The 12688-nt window shown below is 69.7% G+C and carries 12 protein-coding genes; 4 read left to right on the top strand and 8 right to left on the bottom strand.

What is annotated here, in order from left to right:
- Positions 1-168 precede the first annotated feature (168 nt).
- Positions 169-1257: a right-handed parallel beta-helix repeat-containing protein gene (locus OHA88_RS40295; protein WP_328629187.1), complete on the top strand. Its 1089-nt coding sequence runs from the start codon at positions 169-171 to the stop codon at positions 1255-1257.
- A 35-nt stretch (positions 1258-1292) separates the two neighbouring features.
- On the top strand, positions 1293-2345 hold the full coding sequence (locus OHA88_RS40290) for a methyltransferase (protein ID WP_328629186.1): 1053 nt from the start codon (positions 1293-1295) through the stop codon (positions 2343-2345).
- Between the two features lie 93 nt (positions 2346-2438).
- Here the strand turns inward: OHA88_RS40290 and OHA88_RS40285 are convergent, their stop codons facing one another.
- From OHA88_RS40285 to OHA88_RS40255, 7 genes are all read right to left on the bottom strand, one after another.
- Positions 2439-2771, bottom strand: coding sequence for a TcmI family type II polyketide cyclase (locus tag OHA88_RS40285; RefSeq protein ID WP_030928982.1), 333 nt, complete (start codon positions 2769-2771; stop codon positions 2439-2441).
- A gap of 53 nt (positions 2772-2824) precedes the next feature.
- On the bottom strand, positions 2825-3304 hold the full coding sequence (locus tag OHA88_RS40280) for an SRPBCC family protein (protein WP_267007029.1): 480 nt from the start codon (positions 3302-3304) through the stop codon (positions 2825-2827).
- Between the two features lies 1 nt (position 3305).
- Entirely contained in the window at positions 3306-3563 is a 258-nt protein-coding gene (locus OHA88_RS40275) for an acyl carrier protein (protein WP_267007028.1), read from the bottom strand.
- A gap of 16 nt (positions 3564-3579) precedes the next feature.
- On the bottom strand, positions 3580-4830 hold the full coding sequence (locus OHA88_RS40270) for a ketosynthase chain-length factor (RefSeq protein WP_328629185.1): 1251 nt from the start codon (positions 4828-4830) through the stop codon (positions 3580-3582).
- Positions 4827-6095 carry a beta-ketoacyl-[acyl-carrier-protein] synthase family protein gene (locus OHA88_RS40265; protein ID WP_328629184.1) on the bottom strand — a complete coding sequence of 423 codons (1269 nt, stop codon included), beginning with the start codon at positions 6093-6095 and terminating at the stop codon, positions 4827-4829. The genes OHA88_RS40270 and OHA88_RS40265 overlap by 4 nt, the downstream gene beginning before the upstream one ends.
- Positions 6092-6535, bottom strand: a complete 444-nt coding sequence (locus tag OHA88_RS40260) for a cupin domain-containing protein (protein ID WP_326816464.1) — start codon at positions 6533-6535, stop codon at positions 6092-6094. Before OHA88_RS40260 ends, OHA88_RS40265 begins: the two co-directional genes overlap by 4 nt.
- A 75-nt stretch (positions 6536-6610) precedes the next feature.
- Positions 6611-7729, bottom strand: a complete 1119-nt coding sequence (locus OHA88_RS40255; protein WP_328629183.1) for a SchA/CurD-like domain-containing protein — start codon at positions 7727-7729, stop codon at positions 6611-6613.
- Between the two features lie 269 nt (positions 7730-7998).
- Between OHA88_RS40255 and OHA88_RS40250 the strand changes: the two genes are divergently transcribed.
- Entirely contained in the window at positions 7999-9627 is a 1629-nt protein-coding gene (locus OHA88_RS40250; protein WP_328629182.1) for an FAD-dependent oxidoreductase, read from the top strand.
- A 35-nt stretch (positions 9628-9662) separates the two neighbouring features.
- On the opposite strand, the gene OHA88_RS40245 is transcribed toward OHA88_RS40250, so the two are convergent.
- Positions 9663-11186: an alpha/beta fold hydrolase gene (locus OHA88_RS40245; RefSeq protein WP_328629181.1), complete on the bottom strand. Its 1524-nt coding sequence runs from the start codon at positions 11184-11186 to the stop codon at positions 9663-9665.
- Between the two features lie 189 nt (positions 11187-11375).
- Between OHA88_RS40245 and paaK the strand changes: the two genes are divergently transcribed.
- Positions 11376-12665 (top strand): phenylacetate--CoA ligase PaaK, encoded by a 1290-nt coding sequence (paaK, locus tag OHA88_RS40240; RefSeq protein WP_328629918.1) that lies wholly within the window; start codon positions 11376-11378, stop codon positions 12663-12665.
- Positions 12666-12688 lie beyond the last annotated feature (23 nt).

Here is a 12688-nt window from a genome sequence, read left to right as displayed (position 1 = left end):
CCCGGGTGCGAGGACAGGCACCGACCCTTGCAATCTCACCCGAGTGCGCCGCCGCGCGTCCACCACTTGCGCGCAGCGGTTGTTCCGGCGTAAGCCATTCAGGCACGTGATGTGTCCAACCGCTCACCCTGCGTGGCATCGGGGAGTGTTCGCCCATAGTTTCGGCTCATGAAGAAACGTCACACCAAACAGCTCCTGTGCCTTGTCGTGGCGGCCGGCGCCGTGGGCGCCGCTGTGCCGGCCTGTACCGCGGCTGCCTCCCGTTCCGTGGATTCCCCGGTCGTGCGCGTGGTGCGTTCGGACCAGTCGATCCAGGCCGCGGTGGATGCCGCCCGGCCGGGTGACACCATCGACATCCGGCCCGGCACGTATCACGAGAGTGTCCTCATCAAGAAGGCAGACCTGACCCTGCGCGGTGCCCCGTCCGGGACCGTGCTCATGCCGAGCGCGACCGGGACCAAGGCAGCCAACGCCTGCGCGAAGGCCGGCAACGGCATCTGCGTCCAGGGCACGTCAAAAAAGCCCGTCGACGGTGTACGCATCCGCTCGCTGACCGTCTCCGGATTCAAGAAGAACGGAGTCTGGGCCTCCTGGACCGACGGACTGTCGGTCCGGCAGGTGACGGCCCGGTCCAACGGCATCTGGGGCATCGCCCAGGAGCGGTCCACCCGCTCCGACATCCGGGACAACACCGCCCGCTCCAACGGCGACGCCGGCATCTTCGTCGCGAACACCGTGGACGAGGAGGGCGGCGCGACCGACACCCGCGGCACCAAGGTCCGGGGAAACACGCTGACGGACAACCGGATCGGCCTCACCGTCCGCCGGGTCCGCAACCTCTCGGTCCACGACAACACCTTCACCGGCAACTGCAGCGGTGTCTTCGTCGTGGGCGACGAGGGCAAGCCGCAGGCCGGGGCGATGTCCATCCACGACAACCGGGTCACCAAGAACAACAAGTACTGCGTCAAGACCGAGCGACTGCCCGCAATCCAGGGGTCCGGGATCATCCTCACCGGCACCGTGGACACCGATGTGCGCAAGAACACCGTCGAGAACAACGTGGGCGCCACACCGCTCTCCGGCGGGATCGTGCTGTTCAAGAGCTTTGTGGGCGCTCACAACACCGGCAACACCATCAGCGACAACCGGGCGATGGGCAACCGGCCCGCGGACCTGGCCAACCAGGAAACCGCACAGCGCAACAGCTTCGCCCGCAACGTATGCGCGACGTCCGCACCGACCGGAATGTGCTGACCCATGTTCCCCCGCACGAGGAGAAGCGAGACGGTATGACCACCGTGAGCACCACCCCCATCACCACCACTCCCCTCACCCCGCATCCGGGGATGCGGCTGCGTGAGATCGTCTTCGGCGCGGCCTGCGCCGCCGCCGTGCGCGCGGCGGCCCGGCTGGGCGTCGCCGACGCGCTCGGAGAGACGCCCGCCGGGGCGGAGGAGCTCGCGGCGGAGCTGAGCGTCGAGCCGATGCCGCTGAAGCGTCTGCTGCGCGCCCTGTCCTGCTACGGGATCTTCGCCGAGACCGAGGACGGCAAGTTCGTCCACACCGACATGTCCCGGCTGTTGCGCGAGGACGATCCGAACAGCCTGCGGTACATCTCCCTGTGGTGCACCGAGCCCTGGACCTGGGAGGTCTGGCCCCGCCTGGACGACGCGGTGCGCACCGGCGGGAGCGTCTTCCCCGAGGTGTTCGGAAAGGGGTTCTTCGACTATCTGCACCAGGACGCGCACGAGTCGGCCCAGGTCTTCAACCGGGCCATGACCACCTCCAGCATGCAGTCCGCGCTCGACGTCGCCGAACTCCTCGACCTCGCCGAGGTGTCCGAGGTGGCCGACATCGGCGGCGGTCAGGGACACGTGCTAGCCAGCCTGCTGGAGAAGCACCCGTCCGTCCGCGGCACGCTGATGGATCTGCCGGGCGTGGTGGCGCGGGCCGACGCCCGGCTTCGGGACGGTGGTCCGCTCGCCGGGCGGACCCGCATCGTCGCCGGGGACTGCCGCGAGGAGATCCCCGTCCAGGCCGATCTCTACATCATCAAGAACATCCTGGAATGGGACGACGAGAGCACTCGCAGGACGCTGCGCAATGTGATGACGGCCGCCCGTCCGGGTGCCCGGGTCGTGATCATCGAGAACCTGGTCGACGACACGCCGTCGATGCGGTTCACCACGGCCATGGATCTGCTGCTGCTCCTCAATGTCGGCGGGGCGAAGCACACCAGGGAGAGTCTGATGAGCCGGATGGCGGAGGCCGGCCTGATCGTCGGCGACATCAGTCCGGTCAATGCGTATCTGCACGCATTCGAATGCGTCGTCCCCGCCTGACCCGTTCGCTCCTCGGACCGTGGCGACTTCGGGCCGTGGAATCGCCCCGGGTCCGGCTCTCGAGCCGGACCCGGGGCAATCGCTCTTTCCTGCTCAGGCGGTGGAGTCCCGCTCCCACCGGTAGAACTCGTGCGCCATCGCGTCCTTCGGACCACGCCAGGTCTTCGGGTCGTACGGGCTGATGAAAGCAGTGAGCTTGTCGCTGAGATCCTGGAACTCCGGGTGCTGGTGCACCTTGGCGATCTCCGGGCCGGGCGGGCGGTCGGACTCGATCAGATGCAGGTACACGTCACCGAACTGGAACAGCTTGCGCCGGGTGACGCCGACGAGGTGCGGCAGTTCACTGCCGTCCGAGGCGGCGAACAGTTCGGCAATGTCCGGCGCCGAATCCGGCGCCATACGGGCGACGATCAGAGCATGGTGCATCGAGAGGATGCCTTTCTGGTACCCGCCGGGCGGCGGGGTGGACGGCCGGGACGTCAGCGGGCGCTGACCGGGGCGGTGCGCCGCTCACGGTCGCGCTGCTCGATCTTGTCCCGGATGAGTTCCATCTGGACGCGGGAGTTGCGGTTGATGTTGTCGGTCATCCACGCGTCGTCGACGGGTGCGTCGGGCCGCATCGCGAAGTCCTGCTCCCAGTGCAGCTTCGTGCCGCCGGGGACCTCCGAGTACACCCAGCGGATGTTCATGTGCTGGAAGGGGCCGGGCTCGACCCGGCGGGCGACGACCGTCCGCGCGGCGCGGTCGGTGGTGCGCTCCGAGACCCAGCTCCAGACCTTGTCGTTCTCGTCGGGATGCATGGTCAGCCGGAACTTCGTCCTCTCGCCGTCCCGCTCGAGGACCTCGACGGACGCGTACTCGCTGAACAGCCGCGGCCAGTTCTCGAGGTCGTTCGTCACGTCCCAGACCAGGTCCAGGGGGGCGGCGATGGTGATCTCGTTCTCGGTGTGTCCGGACACTTCAGGCTCCTGTCACAAGGGTGTTGTTGACCAGGTCGAGGAATTCACGGGGGGTCTTGCAGCGGTCCGCGTCGGCGGGGAGCGCCTGGCCGTGCCGGTTCTCCAGCACACCCACGATGCCGAGGAGGCCGAGCGAGTCCAGGCCGAACTCGTCGAAGCCGGACGCGGGCCGACTCTCCATCTCGCTCGGGTCGACGGTGACTCCCGCGCCCTTCTTCATCAGCGCGGCCAGCTCCTGGTACGTCAGTGGATTGGTCATGAGGGGCTTCTCCTTCTCACGCGTGGGTGTCGGTGGGGTGCCGCAGCACAAGCGCGGCGTTCGAACCCATGAGGCCGCGACTCAGCACGAGCGCCGTCCGCAACTCGGCGGGGCGCGCCCGGCCGGTGACCACGTCGAGGTCGTGGCACACGTCGACCACATTGGGGGTGGGCGGTATCAGACCGTCCTCCATGGCCAGCACTGCGGCAGCCACGTCCAGCACCGGCGCTCCGCAGTAGGCCCTGCCGATCCCGCTCTTGGGCGCCGTGACCGGTACCCGCCTGCCGTGCGCGCCGAGCGCGTCGGCGATGGCCAGCGCCTCGGCGCGGTCGGCCGCGGGTACGCCGAGCGCGTCCGCGAAGACCACGTCGATCTCCTCCGGCGCGCAGTCGGCCTCCCGGAGCGCACGGCTGATCGCCCGGGACAGACCCTCCCGGGACTCCGCCCACCGGGACGCCCCGGTGAACGTCGCCGCATGGCCGGCCAGTTCGGCCCGGACCTTCGCCCCGCGGCGCAGTACCGCTCCCTCTTCCTCGACGACGAGCATGGCGCCGCCCTCGGCCGGCACGAAGCCGCAGGCGTCGGCGGTGAAGGGGCGGTACGCCCGTGCGGGGTCGTCGCAGACACTCAGGTCGTCGTACCCGAGCTGGCAGACGACGGAGTACGGGGCCAGGGGGGCCTCGGCCGCGCCGACGACCACCGCGTCTGCGCCGCGGCGGATGGTCCGGGCGGCGTGCGCCAGCGCGTCCAGGCCCCCCGCCTCGTCGCTGGCGACGACGGCGCACGGCCCCTTGAAGCCGCCCCGGATGGAGATCTGGCCGGTGCTGGCGGCGTAGAACCAGGCGATGGACTGGTAGGGGCCGACGTACTTGGACCCCTGACCCCACAGCCGTTGCAGTTCGCGCTGGCCGAACTCGCCGCCGCCCGACCCGGCGGCGGTCACCACCCCCACGCCGAACGGGGTGTTCTCGTAGTCGGCCCGGCCGAGCCGGGCGTCGTCGAGCGCGAGATCCGCCGCGGCCATCGCGAAATGCGTGAATCGGTCGGTCTGTACGAGGTAACGTTCTTCCACCAGCGCCACCGGGTCGAAGCCCCGGACCTCGCCGGCGACCCGCAGCGGCAGATGTTCGCAGCCTTCGCGGGTGACGCGGTCGAGGACGTTCACCCCTTCCAGCGTCATCTTCCAGAACGATTCCGTGGTCGTGCCGTTGGGGGCGACGACACCAATGCCCGTGACGACGGTGCGCCGGGCCTCTCGGACATTCATCGTGTCCTCCCGCCTGTTCTGGTCAGAGCCACTGCGGACTGGAAACCCCCGAAGCCGCTGCCGACCGAGAGGACACTGCGCAGCTTCGTGGGACGTGCGGTACGCGGCACGTAGTCGAGGTCGCATTCGGGGTCGGGGGTCTCGTAGTTCGCCGTCGGCGGCACTGTCTGGTTGACCAGCGCGAGGACGCAGGCGGCGATCTCGATGGCACCGATGGCTCCGAGTGAGTGACCGACCATGGACTTGATGGAGCTCATGGGCACGTCGTAGGCGTGCGCGCCCAGGGCCCGTTTCACCGCCGCCGTCTCGTGGCGGTCGTTCTGCTTGGTGCCGGAGCCGTGTGCGTTGACGTAGTCGATCTCCGAACCGTCTATCCGGGCGTGACCGAGGGCCTGATTGATGGCTTCGGCCATCTCCAGCCCCTCGGGAGTCAGCCCGGTCATGTGGTAGGCGTTGCCGAAGGTGGAGTAGCCGGCGATCTCGCAGTAGACGGTCGCGCCGCGGGCGCGGGCGTGTTCCAGCTCCTCCAGGACAAGCACAGCTCCGCCCTCGCCCATGACGAAGCCGTCCCGGCGGGCGTCGAACGGCCGGGAGGCGTGCTCCGGGTCGCTGTTGTTCGCCGAGGTCGCCTTGATCGCGTCGAAGCAGGCCACCGTGATGGGGGTGATCGGCGAGTCGGAAGCGCCGGCGATGCACACGTCCACTCGGCCCTCCTCGATGGACTGGAAGGCGTACCCGATCGCGTCGAGACCGGAGGTGCAGCCCGTCGAAACGGTCTGCACCGGACCGTGCGCGCCGACCTCCTCGGCGACCGCCGAGGCCAGGGAGCTGGGCGAGAAGGCCCGCTCCAGGTGCCGGCCGGCCGGGCGGTGGTCGACGTCCCAGCGGGCGCCGCTGCCGCTGACGGCGACGTAGTCGTGCTCCAGTCGGGTGGTCCCCCCGACTGCCGTGCCGAGCGAGACACCGATCTGCCAGGGATCCACCTTCTCCAGGTCGAGCCCCGCGTCGCCGAGCGCTTCCCGGGCGGCGACCAGCGCGAACTGGACGTACCGGTCCGCGCGTGCGATCTCCTCCTCGCCGAGGCCGTGCTCCGCCGGGTCGAAGTCGCATTCGGCGGCGATCCGGGAGCGGAACCCGGCCGGATCGAAGAGGGTGATGCCCCGTGTCGCGGTGCGCCCGTTCGCGAGGAGGTCCCAGAAGGCCGGAGCGCCGATTCCGCCCGGGGCGACGACGCCGACCCCGGTGACCGCCACGCGCCGCGTCATGAAGCGGCCTCGGCTCGTTCTGGCGGCGCGGCCCGGTCCGCTGTCTCGGTGTGCTCGGTGTGCTCGGTGTCGACGTGGCCGAGCTCGGGGCGCGGGGCGAGCGGGCCGAGATGGAAGACCATGCGCGCTTCCACATCGCCCACGTTGCGGAAGCGGTGGCGTACATGCGGAGGGATCAGCAGACCCTGGTCGGGCCGCAGGGCATGCGGTTCACCGTCCAGGTCCACCTCCAGAAGACCGTTCACGACGTACACGAACTCCTCGGAGTACGGGTGGTAGTGCTCTCCGATGCGGTCGCCGGGCTGCACGATCGCCAGCCCCATGAAGCCGCTGGTGGCGCCCACCGCTGTCGGCGTGAGCATGGCGCGCAGATCGCCTCCGCGCCTGCGGTTGGGCTGGGTCTCACTGAGGTCCACGATGCGTGGCCGGTGCGTGGTCATGACTGCTTTCCTCCTGGCGCAGTGCGCGTGATGGTGACGGGTTGAGCGAGAACCCCCCAGGTGCTGACGCGCGGTTCAGGACTCCGCGGCCCGCCGATCGGTGATCAGCTTCATCTCGGCATGCGTGATGAAGCGGGAGATCTCCCGGTCGTTCGTGGGGACGGCGTTGGCGTCCTCGTCGAGGAGGCGTCCGAGTCTGGCCACCTTGCCGGGTCCGTCGACACCGACCGCCTGGGCGGCCTGGGCGTCGAGCGGGCCGACGGCTTCGAGGAGCCGGACGACGATGTCGTCGCGCTGGAAGATGGTGCTGCTGTCGATCGGGCTCGTCGTGTCGTCGGCGGCCTCTTCGTCGTAGCCGGCGAGGAGCCGGGCGAGCGCCATGCCGCAGCCCTCCTTGGCCTGGTAGAAGAGCGCGTGCCGGCGGATCTCGTTGGGGTTGTGCCGACCCCTCGTCACGTGGTGGACCGTGGGGAGCGCCGCCCGGGTGAAGAACATCCGGGCCGAGTTGGGATCGGTGAGGTCCCGGTCCTGCTCCAGGTACGGGTTGATGGCTTCCTCGACGGCTCTGACCTCGGGCTGCCGGGAGACGTGACGCAGCGCCGCGAGGAGGTCTCCCTCGACCTCCACCGCCCGTACGACGCGGTTGCCGTGCATGAACAGCGAGGTGCGGCGCAGCCGGGTGTGCTCGTCGACCCGGGCCTGCGGCGAGTCGTAGTCGGCGAGGATCTTGGCGACGATCTCCTCGGTGCCCGGCCTGACGGTGAACGTCAGCGCGTGACGGACCACACCGTCACCCAGCCGCGGCGAGGCCTGCAGGCCGCCCTTGGCGGACTCCGGCAGTGCGTCGAAGGCGCTGCCGGTCTCGCGCAGGATGCTGTAGCGCAGCGAGCGGGTGTCGCGTACGCAGCTGTGCAGGGGCTGGACCGTCTTGACGTGTTCCTCGCTGTTGACCCAGGCGAGGAAGGGCGGCGCGCTCTCCCATTCGCTGGTGATGAGCCATTGGGAGGGGTTCTCGATCGACTGGCACAGCTGGTCGCTGATGTGTCCGGGGACGGATGCCACTTGGTTGCGCATGTCCTCATACGCCTCCAGGAATTGCTTCTGGGCTCCGTCGTGCAGATCGAGCAGCAGAACGATCCGCAGCCTGGAGCCGTCGAAGGCGGACTGCGAGATCCGTTCCGAGAGGGTGGTCATGGTTGCGCTCTCCTTCGAGACGGTGCGGTGGCCGTATCGGTCGGCCGGCCGTCGGTTGTCGAGTGGAATCGGAGCGGGGCTTCTCCCGGCGGATGTGTACGGTCCGCCCCCGGACCGCGGGCATCTCTCCGTGACCGATCGTGAAACGCTGGTCCGGCTGACGCGAGATTTATGAACCGTTCAGGTGAGCAGGGCTCCGGCTGCCGTCCGAACGGCTCTCACAAGGGCATGGACAGTGCATCTGCACAGCGTCCTAGCGGGAGCAACTGATGAACGAGAACGTCGACCACCGCGTACCAGTCCTCATCGTGGGAGGCTCGCTGGTGGGCCTGTCCGCATCGCTCTTCCTCGGCAGGCTCGGCATCGAGCATCTGCTGGTCGAGAAGCACGCGGCCACCTCTACACATCCGCGGGGGCGCGGCAACAACGTCCGGACCATGGAGGTGTTCCGCACGGCGGGGGTGGAGCAGCGGATCCGGGAGGCAGCCTCGGTCCTCGCGGACAACCATGGCATCCTGCAGGCGGGCTCGCTGACCGGCGACGACCAGGAGTGGCTGTTCAAGGAGATCGACCCGGGCGGCGGACTCGCCCGGTTCAGCCCGAGCGGCTGGTGCCTGTGCAGCCAGAACGATCTGGAGCCGGTGCTGCTGGCCCAGGCGCGTGAGCAGGGCAGTGACCTGAGGTTCTCCACCGAGCTGCTGAGTTTCGACTCGAACGGGTCAACGGTGGACGCAGTGCTGAAGAACCGGGAGACCGGTGAGCACACCACCGTCCGCGCCGACTACCTCATCGCGGCCGACGGACCGCGCAGTCCGATCAGGGAGCAGCTGCGGATCGGCCGGTCGGGCCCCGGCGACCTGTTCCACAACGTCAGCATCACCTTCCGGTCCAAGAAGCTCGCCGACGTACTGGGCGACCGGCGGTTCATCGTGTGCTACCTCACCAACCCGGCGGCGGACGGCGCGCTGTTGCCCGTGGACAACGAGCAGGACTGGGTGTTCCACGCACCGTGGAAGCCCGAACAGGGCGAGACCCTCGAGGACTTCACCGACGAGCGGTGCGCGGACCACATCCGCCGGGCGACGGGCGCCCCGGACATCGATGTGGAGATCACCGGCAAGGCCCCGTGGCACGCCGCGGAGCGCGTCGCCGACCGGTACGGCTCCGGCCGGGTGTTCCTCGCCGGCGACTCGGCCCACGAGATGTCCCCCACCGGGGCGTTCGGCTCCAACACCGGTATCCAGGACGCGCACAACCTCGCCTGGAAGCTCGCCGCCGTGCTGCGTGGCGAGGCCGGTCCGGGACTGCTGGACACGTACGAGGCGGAGCGGCTGCCGGTGGCCCGGGCGACGAGCGAGCGGGCCTCCGCCCGTTCCGCGGAACACAGCCACCCCGGCTATGCCCCGCCTCCCGGCGCGGGCGGCGGGAAGCAGGGCGGCCTGCTGCCCGTGGCGCTGGGCTACCGCTATGTCCGTGGCGCCGTGGTGGGCGCCGACCCCGAGCAGCCCGTGGTACCGCGCGGATTGCAGCTGACGGGTGATCCCGGCTCCCGGGCCCCGCATCTGTGGGTCCGTCAGTCCGGTGAGCGCAAGTCCACACTGGATCTGTACGAGCGTTCGTTCGTGCTGCTCTTCGACGGCTCGGATGTGGCGTGGCGTCGTGCGGCCGTGCGCGTCGCCGACCGGCTGTCGGTGCGGCTCGACGCCTTCGGTATCGGCTCCGGATCCGATCTGGAGCCGGAGAACGGGGCGGACTGGGCCGAGGCCCACGGTACGACCGCCGAGGGCGCGGTGCTGGTGCGCCCCGACGGCTTCGTGGCTTGGCGGTCGGCCGGTTCCGTACCCGACCCGGAGGCGACCCTGCACGAGGTGCTGGCCACTCTGCTCAGCCGCGGCTGACCCCCCGGAGTCCGTCGGGACCCGTCGCCGCCGTCTCAGTCCATGCCGAACGACCGCAGCGCCGCCAGGAATTCGGCGGGCCGGGCGGCGTGGACGAGATGTCCGGCGTCGATGGTGACGAACCGGCAGTCGCGGATCTGCTGTGCCATCCGGGCGAGTTGCTCCTGTGGGAGGTGGCTGCCCGGTCCCCCGCCGATGACGAGTGTCGGGGCGGTGATGTCGCCGAGGCGCTCACGGCCCGTCGGATCGGGGTCGTTGAGCTGGGCGTCGATCGACGGGACGACGGGCCAGTCGAAGTCGAGTTCCTCGTCCGGGCGTTCGGCAGGTGGACGGGGCGGGTCGAGCGGGATGAGCGTCGGGGCTTCCTCGACGACGAGTCTGCCGATCAGCCCGGGTTCCTGTTCGGCGAGGAGATAGGCGGCGGCGCCGCCCATCGAGTGCCCGACGACGGTGGCGCCGGCCAGATTGCGGGCCTCCATGAAGGCGTGCAGATCGTCGCGGAACAGCTCGAAGGAGTAGCGGCCGGTCCAGTCGCTGAGGCCGTGGCCGCGGAAGTCGAGTGCGTACACCCGGTGGTCGGCGGCGAGTTGTTCAGCGATCTCCGTCCAGTCCCGGCTGTTGCCGCCCCGTCCATGGGCGAGGACGACGGGTGGGGCGGACGGATCGCCCCAGACGCGATACGCGAGCCGTATGCCGCAGGCCTGGACGCTGTGCACCTCGGGGTCGAGGAACGCACGGACGGTACGGACGAACGCGCCGGGGCCGTCGAGCCACGGGAAGTGTGCGGCACCGCGCTGCACGGCGAACTCGGCCTGCGGAAAGAGCGCGGCCAGTTCGGCGGCGCGGTCGGGGGTCGGTCCTGCGTCGTACTCCCCCGCGAGGACGAGCACCGGGACCGGCAGGTTGTGCAGTGCGGCAACCGTGGCCGCCGTGTCGAAGGCGCCGTCCTGGTAGTAGACGGCCATCGCCCGGGCATTGCGCTGTGTCGCTTGCCCGGCCGCGTGCGTCCGGGCTGCGGCGTCCCACCGTCCGTAGGCGAACGGCTCGACCGCCGCCCACTGCTCGCTCCCGCCGTGGCCTGCCTGGATCTCCTTCAGTGCGGAAACTCCGGCCTCGTACCAGGGTTCACCGCTGCGCAGCGCGAAGGCGTCGGTCCGGTCCCGGTCGGTCATCTCCACTCCGACGGCCCGGGCTCCCGGGGTGACGAGCGTGAGCGAGCGCAGCCGCTGCGGATACCGGGCGGCGTAGAGCTCGACCAGGTTGCCGGACGCGGAGTGGCCCATCAGATCGATGCGCTCCAGGCCCAGGTGCACGCGCAGCGCCTCGACGTCGTCGACGAGGCGATCGCAGCGGTACGTCGCGGGGTCGTCGGGCACCGCCGAGTCGCCCGTCCCTCGCAGATCGAGCAGCACCAGCTGCCGGTAGGCGGAGAGTCCGCCCAGGTCACCGAGGTAGACGGCGGCCCGCATCGGCCCACCGGGCACACAGATCAGTGGCTCGCCCTCACCCTGGAGGTGGTAGGTGAGCTCGGTCCCGTCATACGTGTGAAAGAAGGGCATGCACGTCATCCAAACAGGCACCGCGCCGGGCTGCACCGGTGTTCGGTGTGAGCGAATCGGCGCCGCGGTTCGGCTCCGGCGCGCACGATTGTGCCACCCCCCCTTGCCAGGCTGCGGATCATCCTGAATTACTGCTCCCGTACGATCGACCGAATGATCGGTCGTCTGCTCGGGACGAGGGAGATCGGGATGACGGCTCTGCTGGACGCGGCGGAACGGCTCGACCGCAAGGAGCTGGAGGCGCTGCAGCTGGAACGTCTGCGCGCCACACTTCACCATGCGTACGACCACGTCGGCTTCTACCGTGCGGCGTTCGACGCGGCGGGGCTGCGCCCGGACGACTGCCGCAGCCTCGCCGACCTTGCCCGCTTCCCGTTCACGACGAAGACCGATCTGCGGGACAACTATCCGTTCGGCATGTTCGCGGTGCCGGAGGACCAGGTACGGCGCATCCATGCGTCCAGCGGGACCACGGGCCGCCCCACCGTCGTCGGCTACACCCAGGCGGATCTCGACACCTGGGCGGATGTGGTCGCCCGCTCGATCCGGGCAGCGGGCGGCCGCCCGGGGCAGAAGGTCCATGTGGCATATGGATACGGCCTGTTCACCGGCGGTCTCGGGGCACACTACGGAGCGGAGCGGCTCGGCTGCACAGTCATCCCCGCGTCCGGCGGCATGACTGCCCGTCAGGTGCAGCTGATCCAGGACTTCCGGCCGGAGATCATCATGATCACGCCGTCGTACATGCTCACGCTTCTCGACGAGTTCGAGCGGCAGGGCGTCGATCCGCGTACGACATCGCTGAAGGTCGGGATATTCGGCGCCGAGCCGTGGACGCAGGAGATGCGCCGGGAGATCGAGGAGCGGTTCGCCATCGACGCGGTCGACATCTACGGCCTGTCGGAGGTGATCGGCCCGGGTGTCGCCCAGGAGTGCGTCGAGACGAAGGACGGACTGCACATCTGGGAGGACCATTTCTATCCGGAGGTCGTCGACCCGCTGACCGGTGAGGTGCTGCCGGAGGGCGAGGAGGGTGAGCTCGTCTTCACCTCGCTCACCAAGGAGGCCATGCCGGTGATCCGCTACCGGACCCGGGATCTGACCCGGCTGCTGCCCGGTACGGCCAGGGTCTTCCGGCGGATGGAGAAGGTCACCGGGCGCAGCGACGACCTGGTGATCCTGCGCGGGGTGAATCTCTTCCCGACCCAGATCGAGGAGATCGTGCTGCGTACGCCTGGGGTGGCGCCGCACTTCCAGCTCCGGCTGACCCGCGAGGGCCGGCTCGACGCGCTGACGGTGCGGGCGGAGGCGCGGGCGGAATCGACGCCGGCCCAGCGGGCGGCGGCCGCGCTCGCGATCGCGACGGCCGTCAAGAAGGGCATCGGGGTGTCGGTGGGGGTCGAGATCGTCGACCCCGAGACGCTGGAACGGTCGGTCGGCAAGTTCAAGCGGATCGTGGACGAGCGCGGCGGGCGCTGAGCGCCGGTCGTCGAGCCGCCGGG

Source organism: Streptomyces sp. NBC_00353 (assembly GCF_036108815.1).
Classification (GTDB): Bacteria; Actinomycetota; Actinomycetes; order Streptomycetales; family Streptomycetaceae; genus Streptomyces.
Note: the sequence above shows the minus strand (reverse complement) of the source record. Positions and strands in the feature narration are given on the sequence as shown.